This window comes from Paracoccus yeei ATCC BAA-599 (assembly GCF_000622145.1).
GTDB classification, from domain to species: Bacteria; Pseudomonadota; Alphaproteobacteria; order Rhodobacterales; family Rhodobacteraceae; genus Paracoccus; species Paracoccus yeei.
The window spans coordinates 122,930-142,926 of record NZ_JHWH01000014.1; the positions used below are offsets into that span (position 1 = coordinate 122,930).

General features: G+C 67.2%; 18 protein-coding genes. 11 read left to right on the top strand and 7 right to left on the bottom strand.

Translation table 11 applies throughout. The features are described from left to right. The first annotated feature begins 266 nt into the window (after positions 1 to 266). The 3 genes from BU28_RS0109375 to BU28_RS0109385 all read left to right on the top strand — a co-directional run bounded on the left by BU28_RS0109375 (position 267) and on the right by BU28_RS0109385 (position 1,460). A complete protein-coding gene (locus BU28_RS0109375) occupies positions 267 to 779 on the top strand; it encodes a YciE/YciF ferroxidase family protein (RefSeq protein ID WP_028719253.1) in 513 nt (170 codons plus the stop codon). A gap of 152 nt (positions 780 to 931) precedes the next feature. Next, complete coding sequence (locus tag BU28_RS22515) at positions 932 to 1,138, top strand: hypothetical protein (RefSeq protein WP_036762494.1); 207 nt, start codon at positions 932 to 934, stop codon at positions 1,136 to 1,138. 25 nt (positions 1,139 to 1,163) lie between these two features. Beyond that, positions 1,164 to 1,460 (top strand): PRC-barrel domain-containing protein, encoded by a 297-nt coding sequence (locus BU28_RS0109385; protein WP_028719254.1) that lies wholly within the window; start codon positions 1,164 to 1,166, stop codon positions 1,458 to 1,460. Positions 1,461 to 1,529: 69 nt separating this feature from the next. On the opposite strand, the gene BU28_RS25965 is transcribed toward BU28_RS0109385, so the two are convergent. The 7 genes from BU28_RS25965 to BU28_RS22535 form a co-directional block, all read right to left on the bottom strand. After that, positions 1,530 to 1,706: a hypothetical protein gene (locus BU28_RS25965; protein WP_088239147.1), complete on the bottom strand. Its 177-nt coding sequence runs from the start codon at positions 1,704 to 1,706 to the stop codon at positions 1,530 to 1,532. 17 nt (positions 1,707 to 1,723) lie between these two features. Next, positions 1,724 to 1,999, bottom strand: coding sequence for a hypothetical protein (locus BU28_RS22520; protein ID WP_036762500.1), 276 nt, complete (start codon positions 1,997 to 1,999; stop codon positions 1,724 to 1,726). After that, entirely contained in the window at positions 1,996 to 4,338 is a 2,343-nt protein-coding gene (locus BU28_RS22525) for a glycosyltransferase (protein ID WP_081791331.1), read from the bottom strand. Before BU28_RS22525 ends, BU28_RS22520 begins: the two co-directional genes overlap by 4 nt. A gap of 72 nt (positions 4,339 to 4,410) precedes the next feature. Then, positions 4,411 to 5,508, bottom strand: coding sequence for a zinc-dependent alcohol dehydrogenase (locus BU28_RS26045; RefSeq protein WP_198944921.1), 1,098 nt, complete (start codon positions 5,506 to 5,508; stop codon positions 4,411 to 4,413). Then, positions 5,498 to 7,585, bottom strand: coding sequence for a glycosyltransferase (locus tag BU28_RS22530; protein WP_198944920.1), 2,088 nt, complete (start codon positions 7,583 to 7,585; stop codon positions 5,498 to 5,500). The genes BU28_RS26045 and BU28_RS22530 overlap by 11 nt, the downstream gene beginning before the upstream one ends. 9 nt (positions 7,586 to 7,594) lie before the next feature. Further along, positions 7,595 to 9,922, bottom strand: coding sequence for a UDP-galactopyranose mutase (gene glf, locus BU28_RS0109410; RefSeq protein ID WP_028719255.1), 2,328 nt, complete (start codon positions 9,920 to 9,922; stop codon positions 7,595 to 7,597). Further along, on the bottom strand, positions 9,919 to 11,073 hold the full coding sequence (locus tag BU28_RS22535) for a glycosyltransferase (protein ID WP_081791332.1): 1,155 nt from the start codon (positions 11,071 to 11,073) through the stop codon (positions 9,919 to 9,921). The genes glf and BU28_RS22535 overlap by 4 nt, the downstream gene beginning before the upstream one ends. A gap of 198 nt (positions 11,074 to 11,271) precedes the next feature. Between BU28_RS22535 and BU28_RS0109420 the strand changes: the two genes are divergently transcribed. From BU28_RS0109420 to cas2, 8 genes are all read left to right on the top strand, one after another. Next, positions 11,272 to 13,494, top strand: coding sequence for a CRISPR-associated endonuclease Cas3'' (locus BU28_RS0109420; protein WP_028719256.1), 2,223 nt, complete (start codon positions 11,272 to 11,274; stop codon positions 13,492 to 13,494). A 216-nt stretch (positions 13,495 to 13,710) separates the two neighbouring features. Next, a complete protein-coding gene (gene cas5c, locus BU28_RS0109425; RefSeq protein ID WP_028719257.1) occupies positions 13,711 to 14,409 on the top strand; it encodes a type I-C CRISPR-associated protein Cas5c in 699 nt (232 codons plus the stop codon). After that, positions 14,406 to 16,268, top strand: a complete 1,863-nt coding sequence (cas8c, locus tag BU28_RS0109430; RefSeq protein ID WP_028719258.1) for a type I-C CRISPR-associated protein Cas8c/Csd1 — start codon at positions 14,406 to 14,408, stop codon at positions 16,266 to 16,268. Before cas5c ends, cas8c begins: the two co-directional genes overlap by 4 nt. Before the next feature lie 6 nt (positions 16,269 to 16,274). Continuing rightward, positions 16,275 to 17,186: a type I-C CRISPR-associated protein Cas7/Csd2 gene (gene cas7c / locus BU28_RS0109435; protein WP_028719259.1), complete on the top strand. Its 912-nt coding sequence runs from the start codon at positions 16,275 to 16,277 to the stop codon at positions 17,184 to 17,186. Positions 17,187 to 17,411: 225 nt separating this feature from the next. Next, the gene (locus tag BU28_RS24595; protein ID WP_198944919.1) at positions 17,412 to 17,579 is read left to right on the top strand and encodes a YegP family protein; all 168 of its coding nucleotides are present in this window, start codon (positions 17,412 to 17,414) and stop codon (positions 17,577 to 17,579) included. Positions 17,580 to 17,819: 240 nt separating this feature from the next. Continuing rightward, positions 17,820 to 18,452 carry a CRISPR-associated protein Cas4 gene (gene cas4 / locus BU28_RS0109440; protein ID WP_028719260.1) on the top strand — a complete coding sequence of 211 codons (633 nt, stop codon included), beginning with the start codon at positions 17,820 to 17,822 and terminating at the stop codon, positions 18,450 to 18,452. Continuing rightward, complete coding sequence (gene cas1c, locus BU28_RS0109445) at positions 18,449 to 19,483, top strand: type I-C CRISPR-associated endonuclease Cas1c (protein ID WP_028719261.1); 1,035 nt, start codon at positions 18,449 to 18,451, stop codon at positions 19,481 to 19,483. Before cas4 ends, cas1c begins: the two co-directional genes overlap by 4 nt. Position 19,484: 1 nt before the next feature. Further along, complete coding sequence (gene cas2, locus BU28_RS0109450) at positions 19,485 to 19,775, top strand: CRISPR-associated endonuclease Cas2 (protein WP_028719262.1); 291 nt, start codon at positions 19,485 to 19,487, stop codon at positions 19,773 to 19,775. Positions 19,776 to 19,997: the final 222 nt, after the last annotated feature.

Genomic DNA, 19,997 nt, shown 5'->3' on the forward strand with positions numbered 1-19,997 from the left:
TGGCCATCGGTCCCTATGTTTCACAAGCCAAGGCGGCTGGCAACTGGCTGCGATCGGCGGAAACCGCGAATACCTTCGGAAAAGCGATGGCTTGCGGCGGATTGCGGTGCTTTTGCCCTGCGCCTGACGGACCGGGAGGAGCGGCCTAATTAATGTTTATTCCTTCTGGCGGGCGGGAACGTGGCTTCGGGACAGGCATTAGCTGAGGGATCGGCAGCGGCTGCCCGCCCAGCCCGCCGATCGCGAGGCAGAAATGGAGGACCATCATGGCCGACAAGACCCTTGACACCCTGTTCCACGAAACCCTGAAGGACATCTATTACGCCGAACGCAAGATCGTGCAGGCCCTGCGCAAGATGGCCCGGGCGGCGCAGAACCCCGACCTGAAGGCCGCCTTCGAGGCGCACGAAGAGGAATCCCAAGGCCATGTCGAACGCCTGACCCAGGTGTTCGAACTGATCGGCAAGCGTCCCCGCGGCAAGACCTGCGACGCGATCGAGGGCATCATCTCGGAAGGCCAGGAGGTCATGGAGGAATTCAAGGGCAGCCCGGCGCATGACGCGGGCCTGCTGGCCGCCGCGCAGGCCGTCGAACATTACGAGATCAGCCGCTATGGCACGCTGAAGAGCTGGGCCCAGCAGCTTGGCCTGGACGAGGCCGTGACGCTTCTGGACCAGACCCTGCAGGAAGAGAGCGCGACCGACGAAAAGCTGACCGCCCTGGCCGAGGCGGTGGTGAACGCCGCCGCGAACCAGGAAGGCGATCAGAAGGTGGCCTGAAGCCGCCGGGAACCCCAACGGTCGAGGGCCTCGTTCCCAGGCGGAGCGGGGGCCTTTCCTTGTCCGTGACACCGTCTGCTGCGGGTCCCTTTCCCGGAACATTCCCGCCCGCTGGGGGTTGATCCCGGAACGTCGGAGAAAAGGAGGACCTCATGGCCAAAAGCTTCGATCCGCAAGAGGAAAACGAAAAGTTCAATGTCCAGCAGAAGGCCCAGGACCTGAAGATGGGCAATGCCGATCCGGTCCTGAACCCCAAGCAGATGAAGGGCTCGAACCAGCCCAATGCCGGCGGCCAGAACCGCGAGGCGGGCGACCGCAAGGCGCGTCAGAACGACCGCGCCACGAACGGCGGCGAATAGGACCCCCAAGCCAAGGAGCAAACCGATGGATCATTCCAACCACGTTCGCCTGCAGGACGACGAACTGACCGATGCCGTGCTGACGGGCGCGACGGTCTACGGTCCCGATGACGACAACCTGGGCCATGTCGCCCATGTCCACGGTTCGGGCCGCGAGGCCCGCGTGGTGGTCGAGGTCGGGGGCTTTCTGGGGATCGGCAGCAAGCCGGTTGCCGTGCCCGCCGGCCAGCTCGACTTCATGCGCGACGAGGCCGGCACCGTCCACGCGGTCAGCACCTGGACCAAGGACCAACTGAAGGACATGCCCGAGCACCGGGACTGACGGCCATCGCGAGTAATGGCCATGAAAAAGCCCCCGCGCCTATTATGGCGCGGGGGCTTTCGTCTGGCTTCAGGCGGGCGGGTAACGGTCGGGGTCGGTGCCGCCAGGCTGCTTGCGGTTGGCGTCGGGCCGGTCGTTCGAATCCTCCCGATGGTGCCCGGCGGGATCGATCTGCTGCTGGCGCTGGTCGATCACATTGCCCTTGTGGCGCAGGTCATCGGTAGTATGCGGCGGATCGTCGGTCATGGCGGTCTCCGTTGAGTTCAGGCTGGGTCTTGGGTGTCGGCGCGGCGGGGGCGACCCGCACTGCGCACCAGATCGGCGATCTTCCAGGTCCAGCCGATCTGGCGCGACCGGTTCGGCCGCAGATAGGCCCAGTTCAACAGGCCGCCTGGCACACCCAGGACGACGCCGATCACCGCCGCCCAGACGAAGGTCCAGACAGAGACGTAACCCATTGCCAGTCCGGCGATGGCGACCGCGCCCGCGATGCAGGCGACCCAGAGGTGGATCAGGAACATGCGCAGAAAGGGGATCATGATGAACTCCTGACAGGATGCAGCATCTTGGAAAACGCGCCGGCGCCGAAGATGTTCCCCGCCGCCGGGCCCGACAGGCGTGCGATCGCGTGCGCAAGGGCAGGCTCGACCGTACGCGCGCCCCCCGAAGGATCGGCGCCCAGAAGCCCGTTCGGGCACAGACGGTCGTCGTCCCAGCCCGGGTGGTTGGCGATGGGATACAGGCAGACCCCTTCGACCGGGGCGCCCCGCGCGCGGGCGCGGTCGACCTCGGCCATGACCCAGGCGAACCAGGATGCGCGGCGCGGCCCCTCGGTCCCGGTCTCGGCGATCAGCAGCGGGCGATCATAGCGGGCCGCGACCTCGACCAGAAGGTCCGACAGCGGGCGGTAAAGTCCGTGGTCCATGTCGATGGGCGGGCCGCCGTGGATCCACTGGTTGTTCCAGTAATAGTTCAGACCGACGATATCTAGAAAGGACGGATCGCCTCCCAGTTGCGGCCACATCCGGCCCGAGACCAGCTCGAAGGCCTGGAACTGCGCATCGTGCCAGCCCTGCGCCTCCCACAGAGGGCGGCCGGTCGCGGGGTCGTGATGGATGGCGATCAAGGGCTCGCTGTGGACGAAGCGCGCCCGCGGATCGACCGCCCGCAGCTCGGTCATGGCTGCGATGGCGGCGCGGGCAAGCTGGCATTTCAGCTCGTAACCCCGGCCTGCGCAGAACGGGTTCAGATAGCGCGCATCGCCCCCCGCCCAAGCGAAAAAGCTGATCTCGTTCACCGGGCACCAGAACGGGACGGCATCGGTCAGGTCGCGATGGTGCAGCGCCACTGCCCGCGCATAGGCGGCAAAGCGGTTCACGAAGGCGGGCGTCCAGATGTCCAGGTCGTCGGGCCAGCCATAGTGCAGCAGGTCCCAGACGACCTGCGTTCCGCTGTCGCGCGCCGCCGCCATCATCGGCGTCAGGCTGGAGAAGTCGTAGCGCCCCGGCGCCGTCTCGATCAGGTGCCAGCGCGCGCCGTCCCGGCAGGCGCGGATGCCCAACCCGGCAAGCTGGCGGTAATCCTGCGCGGCGTGGCGGTCGTGCCCGACGGCGGCGATCACGTCCAGCCTGCGCCCGTTGCCCAGCCGGTGGGTCGAGGCCTCCCACCCCCCAAGCACCGTGCTGGCGAAGATTTCGGGCGGCGGCGCGGGCGTGCGTTCGACCAGGACGGCGTCGATCAGCGCCCGCCATTGCGGCACCACCACCGCGGCCGAATAGGTTGCGCGGACATGGGCCTGCAGGGCGCCGCCCAGCCGGCGGCGCAGGCCGGGGTCGCCCGCCAGCCGCAGGATCGCCGCGGCCACGGCGCCGGGGTCCTCGTGCGGGACGAACAGCCCGCTTTCGCCGTCGCGGATCTGCTGCAACGCGCCATTGTCGGGGGTGGCGATGACCGGCAGGCCGGCCGCGCCCGCCTCGGCGATGACATGGGGCATCCCCTCACCCCGCGACAGCCAGCAGAACACGTCCATCGCCGCCAGCAGGTCGGGCACGTCCTTGCGGTCGCCGGTGAAGGTCACGCGCGCGCCCAGGGGCGAGGCCATGCGATGCAACTCTTCGGCATAGTCGGGCATGAAGGCGTCGGGCCCGCCCACGATCAGGAACCGGATCATGGCGGTCTCGGGCACGACGCGCAGCGCGGCCGCGATGAAATCCTCGACCCGCTTCTTGCGGTCCAGCCGGCCGACCCAACCCACCAGCACCTCGTCCGGAGCGACCCCCAGGGCCGCGCGCGTGGCCGCGCGCCGCTCGGGGTGGAACTCGTCCAGATCCACCATCGAGGGGATCTCTACCGCATGCTGCGGCCGGTCCGGCATCTTGCCGGCCGCCGCCGCCCGGATGCTGTCGCAGACGCCGACATAGCGCGCGGTGAAATGCTTTGGGCCGGCCAGGGCCTCGCTGACCAGCCCGCCATGCTCGATTAGCGGAGGGCGCAGGGCCAGCCGCTCCAACGCCGGATAGATGTCGGCGACGTTCTGGCAGGAAACCACCACATCCGCCCCCGCCAGCCTGCGGCGCAGATAGTCGATCGTCTCCTCGAACCCCAGCCCATAGGCGGTGGTGTCGACATGCACGCCCAGTTCGGCCAGTTGCTCATGGGTCTGATCGGGCATCCCTTCCTTGCGGAAACAGGGGATCACGTCGATCCGATAGCGGTCGCGCGGCAGGGTCCGGGCCAGCAGCCGGATCTCGGTCTCCTCGCCGCCGACGACCAGCCAGGCCATGACGAACAGGATGCGGATGCGGGCCGGGTCCTCGGCCGGCTGCGGGAAATGCTGGGGCGGCACCGCCCCCCAGACCGTCCGGTCGTCGCCATCCATCCGTCTTTCTCCGTTTCCAAAATACCCTCGGGGGGTCCGGGGGGCGAAGCGCCCCCGGGCTGCCCCCGCCACTCACGAGGCGTCGAACACCACCTGCAGGAACTCCGGCCGCTCCGCGACCAGCCGGCGCAGGAAATCCGGCGCCTCGCCATAGGGCACGACATGGGTGATCATGTGCTGGCGGATCGCCTCGCCCTCGGCCTGCAAAAGCCGGATGGTTTCCTGCGCCAGCCGCCGCTGGTCCCAGGCGTGGGCGACCTGCCGGGGCATCCGGTTGATCTGGGCGCAGCGGATCGCCAGGCCGTTGTGGTGGAATTCCTCGCCCAGCCGGGCACCATCCATGCCGCCCTGGTAAAAGGCCAGGTCGATCACTGTCCCCTGCGGGCGAAGCGCCTGCAGGCAGCGGTGCAGGCTGTCGGACCGGGCGCGGGTCTGGAACACGTATTCCGCGCCGCGCCCGCCGATCCTGTGGTGCCAGCCCTTGGCGTGGCGCACGGCCTGATCCTCGTCCAGCGCCAGAAAGCCCATCTTCCGGGCGATGTCCCGACGGAAGGGCGAGGGATCCACCACGACGATTTCCGAAGCCCCGCCCGCCTTGGCGAACAGCGCGCAGAACAGCCCCACGGTGCCGCCGCCCCAGACCAGAACCGGCCGCCCCTCTACCCCGGCGCCAAGGGCCGGAACGCTTGCGCCGAACTGGTCGGCGTCGGCATGCAGGATGCCGTTCGCGGCGATCGGCCCCATCTGCGCGACAAAGATGCCCAGCATCGGGTCCATCCCCGCGGGCAGCTTCAGCAGCAGGTCATGCGCCGGGTTCGCCGTGTGCCCGGTCTTGTGGCCGAAGGTGGTGGCAACCACGTCGCCATTCGCAAACCCCGGCGCGCGGGCGTCGATGACGCGGGCGACCTCCATGTAGCCCAGGAAGTTGACCGGAAAATGCGCAGAGGCCTCGCCCGGCACGAACAGCCCCTGGCCATCATCCCAGCGGCTGTGCAGATAGGGGTTGGTGCCCTTGAGGAAGGTCAGCTCGGTCCCGGCGGAAAGGCCGGTGTAAAGCAGGTCCAGCCGCACCTGGCCGTCCCCCGCGGGCCCTTCGTCATAGCCGAAGAAATAAGGCTCGCCCTGCCGCTCGATCCCGAGCGAGCGGATATGGCGGTGCTCATGCGGCATGGTGGGGACCCGGCGCAGCGGACGGACGAAAGATCGGCTGCGGGTCAGCCCGCAGCCCCTCCATCTTCACAAGCGCGCCCTCGCGGGCGGAACGGGCGACGGCCAGCGCGACGCGGTGGGTCTCCAGCGCCTCGGCATAGGGGCAGCGGATGCGGTTCTCGTGGCCCTGCACGGCCTCGATGAAGTCGCGGTCCTCGCGCCAGACCGGATCGCCGCCGGCGGGGCGGACGGGGCGACCCCGGCCCACGTCCACCATCAGGTCGTGGTCGCTGATCTCCATCGCCAGGCCATCGGCGAAGACATGCAGGCCGACACGATGGTTCCAGCGCAGCAGGCAGGTCGCGGCCAGGTTGGCGATGGCGCCCGAGGCAAAGCGCAGCGTCGCCGCCGTTGCGGTGGGCACGGTCAGGCCCTGGAAATCGTCGCGGTCGCGGCGCGCGGCCATGCCGAACACCTCGGTCACGTCGCCGGCCAGAAAGCGCGTGGCGTCGATCACATGGGTCGCCTGCTCGATCACCTGCCCGCCGCAGCGGTCCTCGTCCCACCACCATTGCGGCGGCGGCGTCTGGTCCAGCCAGAAGCCCTGCATCAGATGCGCCGGGTTCTGCGCCAGATGTGCCCGCGCCTCGTCCATCGTGTCGAGGTATCGCCAGTGATAGCCGACGGCGGTGATCAGTCCGGCCGCCTCGACCTCGGCCGCGATGGCCTCGGCCGTGTCGAGATCAAGCGAGACCGGCTTTTCGACAAAAAACGGCAGCCCGCGCGCGATGCAGGCCCGTTCCGGCGCGCCATGGGCAAAGGGCGGCACGCAGATATAGACCGCATCCAGATCCTCGGCCGCCAGCATGGCGTCGTGGTCGGCATAGGCCACCGCGCCGGTGTCGCGCGCGGCCTGCGCGGCGCGCTCGCGGTCGGGGTCGCAGACGGCGGCGATCCGGACGTCCTCCATCGTGCGCAGCACGCCGAAATGGCGCTGGGCAATGCCGCCCGCGCCGATGAAACCCAGTCTGGTCTTGGTCATGCCATCCTCGTGTTGCTGCCGCAGGGTGCTGCGGTAGATGTCCAGAACCGCCCCGGCCATCGCCCCGGCGGTGAAGTGATGCTGCCAGCGGGCGCGTGCCCGGGCGGCGACGCGGGTGCGGCCGGCCGGATCGGTCAGGGCCTGCGCAATGGCCCCGGCCAGCGGGCGCGACCGTCCCGGCGGCACCTGCCAGGGATGGTCCGGCCCCAGCGCCTCGGCCGAGCCGGGGATCGCCGTCGCGACGGCGGGCAGGCCGGTGGCCATCGCTTCCAGCAGGACCAGCGGCAGCCCCTCGAAGGCCGAGGGCAGGACCAGCAGGTCCGCTTGCGCCATCAGCGCGGGCACGTCGTCGCGCCGGCCCAGCAGGGTCACGGCGCCGTCCAGACCCAGCCGGTCCAGCCAGCGCCGCACATGTGTCTCGCCCGGGCCGTCGCCGACGATCCGCAGCCGTGCGTCGACCCCCTGGCGGCGCAGCCGGGCCAGCGCCGCCAGCAGGGTCCGGTGCCGCTTTTGCGGGGCCAGGCGGCCGACGCACAGCAGCCCCGCGCCGCCCTGATGGCGTTCCGGCGGCGGGGCGATGCCGTTCGGCACGGCATGGAGCGGCGGTGCGGTATCGCCCAGGGGCGCCAGCGCCTGGCGCCAGCCCGCGGCGCCGGCCCGCGACACCGCGATCACCCCGTCGAGCCGCGCCGCCATCTGCCGATAGGCACGGATCTGGCCGGGGTCGGTCAACAGCCAGGGCAGGTGTTCGGTGCGCAGAACCCTGCGACCGGCATCCGCGGCGGCATGGACCAGGGCCAGCCCCTCCCATCCGATGCCGGCATGGACATGGACGATCTCGGCCGGCGATGCGGCGATGACCGCGGCCACCTCGTCCGGATCATGGGTCAGCGCGGCCAGGCCCATGGCCCGCGCCCGCCCGGCCAGGGCCCGGCCCGCCGGATGGTCGGGAAAGGCCAGCGACGCCATGCCGGGGGGCAGGGCGCCCGCCAGGGCCAGCATGTGTTCCCCCACGCCCGAAGGGTCGGGGCTGTCCGTTATCAGCAGGCTGCGCATGACCCCCGCTCAGCCGCCGACGGCCGGCACCGACCGGCGCTGGGTCAGCCTGCGGTGGATGGCCAGCGCCTGCCCGACGACCTGATCCATGTTGTAATAGCGATAGCTGCCCAGCCTGCCGGCAAAGATCACGCCCGGCTCGGCCGCGGCCAGCGCCTCGTAGCGGCGGAACAGGGCCTGGTTCTCGGGACGCGGGATCGGGTAATAGGGATCGCCCCGGTCCGAGGGATATTCGTAGCTGATCGAGGTCTTGGCATGGACTTGCCCGGTCAGGTGCTTGTATTCGGTGATCCGGGTATGGGGCACGTCCTCGGCCGGGTAGTTCACGACGCCGACCGGCTGGAACTGGGGCCGGTCCAGCGTCTCATGTCGGAACGTCAGGCTGCGATAGGGCAACTCGCCGAAGCGATGCCCGAAATAAGCGTCGATCGGGCCGGTATAGACCACGGTCTCGCCCCGTTCGCCGGCGCCGAGGTCGTGGAAATCGGTTCCCAGCGCCAGTTCGATCCCCGGATGGTCCAGCATGCGCTCGAACATGCGGGTGAAGCCTTCCTTGGGCATCGCCTGATGCTTGTCGGTGAAATAGCGGTCGTCGTCACTGGTCCGCGTCGGCACGCGGGCGGTCACGGACTTGTCCAGTTCACTGGGGTCCAGCCCCCATTGCTTGCGGGTATAGCCCTGGAAGAACAGCTCATACAGTTCGCGCCCCACGGCATTGACCACCACGTCGCGCGAATTGCGGATCTCGGCGACCGGCTCGGCCAGGCGGGCCAGCAGCGCGGCGGCCTCGGCATCCGTCCGCATGTCGAGACCGTAAAGCCGGTTCAGCGTGGTGCGGTTGATGGGCATGGGCACGGTCATGTCGCGCACCCGGGCCAGCACGCGGTGTTCATAGGGCCGCCATTCGGTGAACCGGCCCAGCCAGGCGAATACCTCGTCGCTGTTGGTGTGGAAGATGTGGGGCCCATAGCGGTGGATCAGCAGCCCCGCCGCGTCGCGGCAGTCATAGGCATTGCCCCCGACATGGTCGCGCCGGTCCATCAGCAGGACGCGGCGGCCCGATTGCTCGGCGAACTGGCGGGCCAGCACCGCGCCGGCAAAGCCTGCGCCGCAGATCGTCACGTCATGGCGGCGCGCGCCGCGCAGGATCGGCACCACCGGCACCCGCACCGGCACGGCGGGGGCCAGCCGGGCGCGGACGGCCTTGTCCAGATGCGCCCCCATCTGCTGGAAGGTGCGGTCCCAGCTGAGTTCTGCCAGCAGCGCGTCGGCCCGGTCCCGCCACGCGCCGGGCGCCCCGGCCTGGGCCAGCGCCGTTTCGCAGGCCCGCACGAAGTCCTGCGGCCCTTCGGCGATATGTACCGCCGCAAGCTCGCCGTAGTGGCGGACCACGTCGCGCACCGGGGTCGAGACCACCGGCACGCCCCCCGCCAGATATTCCGGCGTCTTGGTGGGAGAGATGAAGCGCGTCGCCTCGTTCATCGCGAAGGGCATCAGCGCCACGTCCCAGCCCGCCAGATAGCGGGGCAACTCGGCATAGGATTTCTGCCCCAGCCAGTGGATGTTCGGCGCGCGCGGCAGATCGTGGTCCGAGATCTTGGCGACCGGCCCCAGCATGACGATGGACCAGTCGGGATGCGCTGCCGCCAGCGCCGCGATCAGCCCCAGGTCCAGCCGTTCGTCGATGACCCCGTAATAGCCCAGCCGGGGGCGGGGCAGGCCGGCCTGATCCGCCGGGGCCCCGACCTCTGGCGCGCGGGCGGTGCTGAAATGCGCCACGTCGACCGAGGACGGAAAGGGGTGGATGTTGCGGTGCCGGTGGGCCTTGGCCTCCCAGATGGCATGACCGCCGGTAAAGACCACGTCCGCCGCCGCGAGCAGTTCTGCTTCGGCATCGGCCAGTTCCGGCGGGGCGAAGCGAAAGGCCGACAGCTCGTCCATGCAGTCATAGACCACGGCCGCCGCATCGACATGGCGGGCGATCGACCACATCATCGGCGTATAGAACCACAGGACCGGCCGGCGCAGCCCGGTCAGCCCGATCATCTGGTCCAGCAACTCCGACAGCGCGCGGGCCTGATCCTGGGGCGACCAGCGGGCGGGAATGCGGGGACGGATCGACTGGATGTCGGTGCCCTCGAAGGCATGGAACTCCAGGTAGGGCAGGTGATGGTCCGTCGGGATCGCTTCTTCCCAGAAAAACAGCCGGTACTGCTGGGCAAAGCGTGCCATCAGGTGCTGGGGACGCTGCAGCACGAAATCCCAGCGCAGATGGGAAAAGCAGATCAGCGCCGGTTGGGCGGACAGGGCAAGCGGCACGGGTTTCACATCGTTCATTGCGGCGTCCTTGCCTTTCTGATGGTGTCGAGTTCGTCCGAAAGCGTGCGGATGCTGGCCTGCCAGCCCCAGCGCGCCAGTGCCGCCGGACGCGGGTCGTAATCGCCGTGTCGTGCCAGAAGATCATCCAGCGCGCGGACGAAGGCCTCGCCCTCGGGGGCGGCAAGCCCGGTCTCGGGGGTGATGAACTGCAGCCCGCAGCACAGGTTCGCATTCGCCAGCACCGGCAGCCCGGCCAGCTGGTATTCCGTCAGGATCGCGGGCGCCCCGTCGTCCTGGCCGCAGACCACGCCCAGGCGCGCGCGGTTGATCTGGCGGTTGACCTCGTCATGGGGGACGCCGGGCGGGCCGATGATCTCGACGTCGAGGCCCGCGCGGGCGGCACGGTCGCGCAGGGCTTCGGTCAGGTGGCCGTACCCCACGATCAGCAGCGCGGTCGTGCCAGGGCGGCGCTCCAGCGCGTCGAACAGGATGTCGTGGCGCTTGTAGGGCTGGGCGCAGGCGACATAGACCACGTCGCGGTCCTTGGCTGCGCCGGTCGGAAAGAACGTCTCGCCCGAGGCGAAGGCCGGCCCGATCGGCAGGACCAGCGTGCGCGCGCCGGGCAGCCGCGCCTCGATCTCGCGCGATTGCCATTCGGCGCCGGTCAGGAACAGGTCGAAGCGGGCGGCCAGCGCATCGTCCAGCCGCAGCGCGGGCGCGTCGATGGAGTTGTAGATCTTGAGCGATGCCGCGCAGGCATCCAGAAGCGCCACATCGACCCCCAGCCCCCAGATGCACAGGATGTCGGGAGGCCCGACCTGGGCGATGAAGTCCAGGGCATCGCGCGAGGCATAGGGCGGGCCCGTGTCCGCGCGAAACACCCGCCGGACCAGTCCCGGCCGCTGCGGATCGGGGCTGCCCTGGGAACGGCCCGTTTCGCGATCGGCCTCGCCGTCGCGGCCGGCGAAGCTCCAGATCTCGGCATGATCGGCAAGGCCGCTGGCCACGGCGGCCAGGGGCAGGCGTTCCAGATAGCCGCCGGTCACCTGGATGGCGTCGGGCCGCTTGTGCGGCAGGCTGCGGGGCGGGGCTTCGGCTGTCGGATAGGCGGGCTGGACGGGGGGAACCTGGGTGCAATAGTCCGAGACCGCGACGATCCAACCTGCCATTCGAGCCCCCGACGAAAATGCCAAGCCCAAACCGCCGCCGTTACCGCGAAGTTGCATTAATAATTGTGAAGCGCGGGGTGCCTGCAGTCACGGCGGCCTTCTGCCGCAGTCCTGCCGAACCCTCTGGCAGGGTCGCGGCCGATCCATCAGGATAGGGACGCAAGGCGATTTTCTTGGCGATAAGGTCGATTCAGCAGGATGTCCGGAAAACACTATGCCCATTCGGGGCGCGCCGCGGACCGCAGCGACTGGCAGCTTTTGCCCGATCACCTGCAGGCCACAGCAACGCTGGCCGCGCACCGGGCGGCGCCGCTGAAATTGCAGGCGACGGCGCATATGGCGGGGCTGTTCCACGACTTCGGCAAATACGACCCCGCCTTCGACCGCGTGCTGTCGGGTGGGAACGAACGGGTGGATCATTCGACCGCCGGGGCGGCGCTGCTGTATTCCCGTGCGCCCGCCGGACTGCGCGGCGTGGCCGAGATCGTCGCCTATGCGATTCTGGGGCACCATGCCGGCCTGCCCGACCGGGACCGCACCGATGCCAGCATGGCGCGGCGGCTGGACGGTTTCCGCGACCCCGTCCCGCCCGCGATCACTGCGGCAGCGCTGCCCGACCTTGGCCCCGTCCTGCGCGAGCTGGTCGCGTTTCGGGACGGCAAGACGCCGGGATTTGACATTTCGGTGGCCGCGCGGATGGTGTTTTCCTGCCTGGTCGATGCCGATTTCCGTGACACCGAGGCGTTCTACGCCCGGCTGGACGGCGCCCGCCCGGACCGCGAATGGCCCGCCCTGGCCGAGCTGCTGCCCGCTTGGCGCGCGGCCTTTGACGCGCATATGGCGACATTTTCGACAGAGGGCGAGGTCAACGGGCTGCGCGCCCGGGTGCTGACGCACGTCCGCCAAGGTGCCGCACTGGAGCCGGGCCTGTTCACCCTGACCGTGCCGACCGGAGGGGGCAAGACCCTCGCCTCGCTGGGCTTCGCGCTGGACCATGCGGCGCGGCATGGAAAACGCCGGATAATCTTTGCAATTCCATATACTTCCATCATCGACCAGTCGGCCGCCATCTTTCGCGACTTGCTGGGCGATGGCGTGTTGGAACATCACTCGGCCATTGACGATACCAAGACCAACCTCAAAGGCAAGGACAAGCTGCGCCTGGCGATGGAGGATTGGGCAGCACCGCTGGTCGTCACGACGAATGTGCAGCTGTTCGAAAGCCTGTTTGCGTCCCGCCCGTCGCGCTGTCGCAAGCTGCACAACATCGCCGGCTCGGTGATCGTGCTGGACGAGGCGCAGGCCCTGCCGCGCAAGCTGCTGATGCCCGTCCTGCGCATGATCGACACGCTGTGCGCGCATTTCGGTTGCACCGTGGTGCTGTGCACCGCGACGCAGCCGGCCTTCGACAGCCGGCAACTGAAGCAGGGTCTGGCACTGGCAGGCCGCGAACTGGCGCCCGATCCCGAAGGGCTGGCCCGCGCTCTGCGCCGCGTCCATATCCCGCCGGTGGCAGAGATGGACGATGCGGCGCTGATCGCCGCCCTGCGCGACACGCCCCAGGGCATGGTCATCGTCAACAGCCGCGCCCATGCGCTGGAACTGTTCAACGCAGCCAAGGCAGAGGGATTGGAGGGGTTGGTTCACCTGACCACACGGCATTACCCCGTGCATCGCCGTGCCATCCTGGAGGATATCCGCATCCGGCTGAAATCCGGTGCCCCCTGCCGCCTGATCGCGACCAGCCTGATCGAAGCGGGGGTTGATCTTTCATTCCCAAAAGGTTGGCGGGCCGAGGCGGGCTTGGATAGTTGTGTACAGGCTGCGGGCAGAATCAATAGAAACAAGGAATGGCCCGTCGAGGAAAGCACCCTGACGGTGTTCTCGGCCCCCGGCCGCCCGGTCCCGCCCGAGGTGGAAATGGGGGCGAAAGCCATGCGCGATGTCGCCCAACGGCACGATGACCTGCTGTCGCCCGCCGCGATCCGCGACTGGTTCGAGGATGTCTATTGGAAGGCCGGCCCGAAGGCTCTGGGCCAGCCGATGGTTGACCGGATGGTGTTTTCCCCCCTCGGTTCGGATTTCCCTTTTCGTACCACCGCCGCAGAGTTCCGCATGATCGAGACTACCATGGTTCCGGTCATCGTCCCCGGCGACGCGACGGCTGCGAAGGCGATCGACGACTTGGCATACGAAAACGTCCCGTCGGGTGCGCTGGCGCGGGCGTTGCAGGTCTATACCGTTCAGGTGCCGGCCAAGGCTCGCGACTTGCTTATCAGGAACGGCCACGCGCGCTTTCACAATCCCGACCTGCGCGGCGATCAGTTCTGCGTGCTGGAAAGCGCAGATCTCTACCATCAGGACAGCGGGCTTTGGTGGGAACAGGCCGACTATCTGGCCGAGGAGTCCTGGCTGATATGAACCGCGCCATTTCGCCGTCCGGCATGGCGACAAGATCCGGGCTCATGTTGTTTCCACCCACCTGTTGCGGGTCTGTCTCAACAGGTGCGGGGGCGTTGATCCGGCAGCCGGTTCATCAACCCATGGATAACAAAGGAACCTGTGCAATCTGCGGCAATGTGACACTTGTCGATTTCTACTTTGCCGCTAATCTCACCATGTCGTGAGGAGGTTTTGATGGCTTATGGTATCCGCCTGCACGTCTGGGGACAGCATGGTCTGTTCACCAGGCCTGAACTCAAGGTCGAGCGGGTGTCCTATGACGTGATGACGCCTTCGGCCGCCCGGGGGATTCTGGAAGCCATTCACTGGAAGCCGGCGATCCGCTGGGTCATCGACAGGATCCACGTGCTGGAACCGATCCGCTTTCAGTCGATCCGCCGCAATGAGGTCGGCCACAAGGCGCCTGCCGGCAAGATCAGGCAGGCAATGAACCGGGGAGATCTGGCGGGTGTGGAAACTCTGGTGGACGAGGATCGGCAGCAGCGCGCCTCGACCGTGCTGGTGTCGCCCCGCTATGTGATCGAGGCGCATTTCGAACGCACCGCCAAGGCCGGAGCCGACGATACCGAGGGCAAGCATCTGGACATCTTCAACCGCCGCGCGGCGCGGGGGCAGTGCTTTCACCAGCCCTGTCTTGGGACCCGCGAATTCGTCGCGCATTTCGACCTGATTGCGCCGGGCGCGCCCCTGCCTGCCCGCGACCCGGCCGCCGAAACCGTCGAGCATGGTTTTGGTGCACCCCGTGATCTGGGCTATATGCTGTGGGACATCGACCACGCCGCGCCGGGCCGTCCATCGCTTTTGTTTCGCGCCAGCCTGCGCGACGGCGTGATGGAGGTGCCCCGGCCCGGCAGTGCGGAGATCCGGGGATGAGCCTGCTTTCTTCGCTGCTGCGCGCTTATGACCGGCTGCCCGACGCGCCGCCTTTCGGTTTTTCATCCGAAAAGATCGGCTTTTGCATTCTTCTGAACGCCGACGGTACGGCGGCGCGGGTCGAGGATCTGCGCGGGTCTGACAAGAAACGCAGCCCGCGCATGATGCTGGTGCCGCAGGCGGTCAAGCGGACGGCGGGGATTGCGCCGAACTTTCTATGGGACAAGTCTGCCTATGTGCTGGGCGTGACCGAGGGCGACGGCAAGCGCACGGCCGAGGAACATGCCGCCTTTCGTACCCGCCACGCCGAATGGCTGGCCGGGACGGATGATCGTGGCCTGCTGGCGCTGTTGAAGTTCCTGCGCGACTGGTCGCCCGACGCCTTTGCCCCGCCGTTCTGGCCAGAGGAGCTGCGCGACCAGAACATCGTCTTTGCCTTGGCCGACGAATACCGCGAAGGGTTCCTGCATGAGCGTCCCGCCGCGCGCGAAGCCTGGCGGCGGATCGGGGCCGGGGCGGCATCGGCCCCGCAAACCTGCCTTGTGACCGGCGATCCGGGCCCGGTCGCGCGGCTGCATCCTTCGATCAAGGGGGTGTGGGGCGCGCAATCCTCGGGCGCGAGCCTGGTTTCGTTCAACCTCGACGCCTTTACCTCGTACGGGCACGAACAGGGCGACAACGCCCCTGTGTCCGAGGCAGTGGCCTTTGCCTATGGCGCGGTGCTGAACCGCTATCTGGACAGGGACAGCGGCCACCGCATCCAGATCGGCGATGCCTCGACGGTGTTCTGGGCCGATTGCAGCGACATGGACCTGGCGGCCGAGGCCGAGTTGTGGACGGCCAAGGCGCTTGGCGACCGCAGCAAGTCCGGGGCGGATGAAATGATCGTCGAGCGCGACATCGAAGGCAAGCTGCTGGCCATGCGCGACGGCAAGCCGCTGCGCGAGGTGCAGCCCGACCTAGCCGAAGGCGTGCGCATCCACCTCCTGGGCCTCTCGCCCAATGCAGCCCGGCTGTCGGTACGCTTCTACTGGGAGGGCGACTTCGGCACCCTGGCCGACCACTATGCCGATTTCCTGCGCGACGTGGCAATGGAGCCCGCCCCGCAACGTCCGGTCTTTTCGATCCGCGCCGCCACCCTGCGCACCGCTCCGGCCGAAACCCGCAACGGCCAGTTGCGATATGACGGCGACCGAATATCGCCGCTGCTTTCGGGCGAGCTTCTGCGTGCGATCATCACGGGCGGCCGCTTTCCACGCGCATTGCTGGGCCTTCTGGTCCTGCGGGTGCGCAGCGACCATGTGCTGGACCGCATCCGCATCGCACTGATCAAGGGGCTGATCCTGCGCGACATGCGGCTCGAGGGGAGGCTGCCGAAGAATGCCGATGGTTCTGAGAACAAGGAATACCTGATGCGTGCCGATCCCGACGATCCGAACCCCGCCCGCCGCCTCGGCCGCCTGTTTGCCCTGATCGAACGGGCGCAGCTGGCGGCCTTGGGCGACGGCATCAATGCCACCGTCAAGGACAAGTTCCTGGGCGCCGCGGCCGCTACGCCGGGGCGGGTGTTCCCGAACCTGCTGATGAATGCCGAAAACCATCATCTGAAGCGGTTGCGCAACGGACATTCCGATGCCGACTGGATCAAGGACGCCGACCATGCGCGGCGCGTCGCTGCTGGGCTGGGCCGCGACATCGGCCAGCTTTGGGCGAGTCTCGCCGAAGGCGCCCCCCTTCAGCATTCGACCGAGGAGCAGGGCCTGTTCCTGGTCGGCTATTACCAGGAACGCTATGCCAAGCGCGGCGAAAGCACCGCTGACGACGAACCCGGACCCGCCGCCAATGACCCCGAGGAGTAAGGCCAGATGACGCCGATTACCAACCGCTATGACTTCGTCTTTCTCTTCGACATCAAGAACGGCAATCCGAACGGCGATCCCGACAACGGCAACATGCCGCGCATCGACAATGACACGCAAAAGGGTCTGGTCACCGATGTCGCGATCAAGCGCAAGATCCGCAACTATGTCGAACTGAAGCACGATGGCGCGCCGCCCTACCGCATCTACATGCGCGAAAAGGCGATCCTGAACCAGACGCATGGCGAGGCCTATGCTGCGCTGGGTATCAAGCCCGACACCAAGAAGCTGCCCAAGGAGGAGGAGGGGCGCCGCATCACCCGCTGGATGTGCGACAATTTCTTCGACATTCGCAGCTTCGGCGCCGTCATGACCACCGAGGTGAACGCCGGGCAGGTCCGCGGTCCGGTGCAGCTTTCCTTTTCGGAATCGCTTGAGCCGATTTTGCCCCAGGAGGTGACGATCACCCGGTCCTCGGTAACGAACGAAAAGGACGCCGCCAAGGAACGCACCATGGGGCGCAAGTATATCGTGCCCTACGGCCTTTATCGCTGCCACGGCTTCGTATCGGCCAGCCTGGCGGGGGATGCGACCAAGGGCACCGGCTTTTCGCAGGAAGATCTGGACCTGCTGTTCGAGGCGCTGCAGAACATGTTCGAACACGACCGCTCGGCGGCCCGGATGGAGATGAACGCGCAGAAGCTGATCGTGTTCAAGCACGACAGCGCCCTGGGGAAGGCGCCCGCGCACCGTCTGTTCGATCTGGTCCAGATCGGCCGCAATGTGGACGGCGCGTTCCGAGCCTTGGACGACAGGGGCTTGGGCAACCTGCCGCCGGCACGCAAGTTCTCGGACTATATCGTGCGTGTGGACGAGGCGGGGATGCCGGAGGGGGTAGAGATGACAGCCCTACTATAAAGCGGCATTGTGCCATTCTTAGTATAGGAGAGTTTTAGGTGCCATCTGTGGTACTTATCGTTGACATTAATTCTTTTGTGGTCATAAGTGAAAGCCGGACGCACTGGAATGCGTCCGGCTTAACACGCCCAAGGCTGGCTTGGTTTACGCGCGTCTACACGTCCAACGTAATCCTACCAGTCTCTGACCACAACGGGAATTTCCCAGCTTTTAGGAGACATGAACATGTTCGAAGTACGCAAGGCAGCTTCCGGTTACTGGTGGCGTCTGAAAGGAAACAATGGAGAAATCCTTTGTCATTCCGAGATGTTTTCCACCAAGCAATCCGCTCTAGACGGGATTGCAGTGGTCAAGCGGATTGCATCTACAGCCTCCATCGTGGATCTGACCTGACTTACCGTTGCAATCGGAAAGCGTTTAAAAACAAATACATAATTGATACCCGTACGTTTGGCGTACGGGTATTTTCTGTTTCCGATGACAAGAGTTGTGTCCCGCACATCCAAAATAGTAGTGTCCCATGTCGCCCTTCACTGCAGGGGCGTGGGTCGAAACTTGGTCTAGGACGTTTTGTGTGCTCAGCTTGTGGTTCCGTCGCTAGGCGGACCACAAGTCAGCCCGGCCATCCCCATGATGTCTGACTTGGACAACCCCATCCCCCTCTCAGCGCTGCAACATGCAGTCTATTGCCTGCGCCAGGCGGCGCTGATCCATCTGGAACGGCTCTGGGCCGAGAACCGCTTCACCGCCGAGGGTGACGTGCTGCATGCCGTCGCGGACAAGGGCGGCAGCCGCAAGGGGCGCGGAGTGCGGCGGGTGCTGGCCCTTCCCCTGGCCTGCCATCGTCTGAACCTGGCCGGCACTGCCGATCTGGTCGAATTCATCCCGGGGCCCGAAGCTGAGACCGCCTTTCCCATCGAATACAAGCGCGGCAAGCCCAAGCTGCACCGGGCCGACGAGGTGCAGCTTTGCGCCCAGGCGCTTTGCCTTGAGGAGATGACCGGCCGTGCGGTGCCGCAAGGCGCGCTGTTCTATGCCCAGACCAAGCGCCGCGTGACCGTACCCTTCGATGCCGATCTGCGCGCGCTGACCGAAAGCACCGCCGCCGAACTGGCCGCGATCCTCGCCAGCGGCCGCACGCCGCCGCCGACGCCGCATCGCAGCCGCTGCCGGGCCTGCTCGCTTCTGGATCTCTGCCGCCCGGATGCGGTTCTTCGCCCCGTACGGCAATGGCGCGACCGCATGCTGGCAAAGGCGCTGGAATGAAGAAGCTGCTCAACACCGTCTATGTCACCACCGAAGGCGCCGCCCTGAAGAAGGACGGCGAGAACCTGGTGGCCGAGGTCGAAGGCGCCCAGAAGGCCCGCGTGCCCTTGCACATGCTGGCCTCGGTCGTGGCCTTCGGGCCGATCCTGGTGTCGCCGGCCTTGATCGGCATCTGCGCCGAACGCGGGATCTCGGTCGTGCTGCTGGACCGGGCGGGCCGCTTCCAGGCCCGTATCGAGGGGCCGGTTTCCGGCAACGTCCTGCTGCGCCGCGCGCAATACCGGCTTGCCGATGACGCCACTGACGTTGTTCGCGGCATCGTCATGGGCAAGATTGCCAACCAGCGGGCCGTCATTCGCCGCGCCCTGCGCGATTACGGCGACGAGATGGTGCCGCCCGCCCGCGCCGCGCTGGAGACCGCGACGGACCGAATGGCGATGATCCTGCGCCGGGTGCAGTTATCGGACGACAGCGTCGACCTGCTGCGCGGCTCCGAGGGCGAGGCGGCGACATTGTATTTCGGCATCTTCGACCACCTGATCCGCACGCCTGATGCGGAGCTGCGCTGGACCAGCCGGTCGCGCCGACCGCCGCTGGATGCGATGAACGCGTTGCTGTCCTTTCTTTACACCCTGCTGACGCATGATTGCCGCTCGGCCTGCGAGGCGGTGGGTCTGGACCACGCCGTCGGCTTCCTGCATCGGGACCGGCCCGGCCGGCCCAGCCTAGCGCTGGACCTCATGGAGGAGTTGCGTGCCCCGCTGGCCGACCGCCTGGCCCTGTCTCTGGTGAACCGTCGCCAGCTGCGCGCCGGCGACTTCCGCCGCATGGATGGCGGTGCGGTGCTGCTGACCGACGACGCCCGCCGCACCGTCCTGACCGCCTGGCAGGAGCGCAAGAAGGAGGAGCGCCTGCATCCCTTCCTCCAGGAAAAGGCGCCTTTCGGCCTGGTACCCTATCTGCAGGCGCAGATGCTGGCGCGCCATCTGCGCGGCGATCTGGACGCCTATCCGCCCTGGTTCTGGAGCTGAGATGCTGGTGCTGGTGACCTATGACGTGAACACGATGGAGGAGGGCGGCAAGAAACGCTTGCGCCAGGTCGCCCGCGCCTGCGAGGATTACGGCCAGCGGGTGCAGTTCTCGGTCTTCGAGATCGAGGTCGACCCGGCGCAATGGACACGGCTGAAGGCGCGGCTGGAAGGCATCATCCGCCCCGAGGTCGACAGCCTGCGTTATTACTATCTCGGCTCGAACTGGTCTCGCCGTGTCGAGCATGTCGGCGCCAAGCCCGCAACCGATCTGAACGGACCGCTGATCCTCTAGCGCCGGCACTGCGAACCCGAAGCGTGTCACCTTGGCCCGCCAGGTTCGCACATGGTTCTGCTGTTTGAAATCGTTCATCTTTCCGGCCAGCGGTGCAAGCATCCCGCCGTCTTTGCCTTGCAACCGAGCAACCTTCGCACTTCCGAGACAGATTGCGCAGCAAGAACCGCATTGTATAGCTGAGGGGGGTCGCCCCCTCACGGGGGCGCGGATCGAAACAAC

Bases quoted from the DNA above. Each gene is read 5' to 3' on its own strand.
- BU28_RS0109375 (WP_028719253.1), top strand. From the start codon at position 267: ATGGCCGACAAGACCCTTGACACCCTGTTCCACGAAACCCTGAAGGAC.
- BU28_RS22515 (WP_036762494.1), top strand. From the start codon at position 932: ATGGCCAAAAGCTTCGATCCGCAAGAGGAAAACGAAAAGTTCAATGTC.
- BU28_RS0109385 (WP_028719254.1), top strand. From the start codon at position 1,164: ATGGATCATTCCAACCACGTTCGCCTGCAGGACGACGAACTGACCGAT.
- BU28_RS25965 (WP_088239147.1), bottom strand. From the start codon at position 1,706: ATGACCGACGATCCGCCGCATACTACCGATGACCTGCGCCACAAGGGC.
- BU28_RS22520 (WP_036762500.1), bottom strand. From the start codon at position 1,999: ATGATCCCCTTTCTGCGCATGTTCCTGATCCACCTCTGGGTCGCCTGC.
- BU28_RS22525 (WP_081791331.1), bottom strand. From the start codon at position 4,338: ATGGATGGCGACGACCGGACGGTCTGGGGGGCGGTGCCGCCCCAGCAT.
- BU28_RS26045 (WP_198944921.1), bottom strand. From the start codon at position 5,508: ATGCCGCATGAGCACCGCCATATCCGCTCGCTCGGGATCGAGCGGCAG.
- BU28_RS22530 (WP_198944920.1), bottom strand. From the start codon at position 7,585: ATGCGCAGCCTGCTGATAACGGACAGCCCCGACCCTTCGGGCGTGGGG.
- glf (WP_028719255.1), bottom strand. From the start codon at position 9,922: ATGAACGATGTGAAACCCGTGCCGCTTGCCCTGTCCGCCCAACCGGCG.
- BU28_RS22535 (WP_081791332.1), bottom strand. From the start codon at position 11,073: ATGGCAGGTTGGATCGTCGCGGTCTCGGACTATTGCACCCAGGTTCCC.
- BU28_RS0109420 (WP_028719256.1), top strand. From the start codon at position 11,272: ATGTCCGGAAAACACTATGCCCATTCGGGGCGCGCCGCGGACCGCAGC.
- cas5c (WP_028719257.1), top strand. From the start codon at position 13,711: ATGGCTTATGGTATCCGCCTGCACGTCTGGGGACAGCATGGTCTGTTC.
- cas8c (WP_028719258.1), top strand. From the start codon at position 14,406: ATGAGCCTGCTTTCTTCGCTGCTGCGCGCTTATGACCGGCTGCCCGAC.
- cas7c (WP_028719259.1), top strand. From the start codon at position 16,275: ATGACGCCGATTACCAACCGCTATGACTTCGTCTTTCTCTTCGACATC.
- BU28_RS24595 (WP_198944919.1), top strand. From the start codon at position 17,412: ATGTTCGAAGTACGCAAGGCAGCTTCCGGTTACTGGTGGCGTCTGAAA.
- cas4 (WP_028719260.1), top strand. From the start codon at position 17,820: ATGTCTGACTTGGACAACCCCATCCCCCTCTCAGCGCTGCAACATGCA.
- cas1c (WP_028719261.1), top strand. From the start codon at position 18,449: ATGAAGAAGCTGCTCAACACCGTCTATGTCACCACCGAAGGCGCCGCC.
- cas2 (WP_028719262.1), top strand. From the start codon at position 19,485: ATGCTGGTGCTGGTGACCTATGACGTGAACACGATGGAGGAGGGCGGC.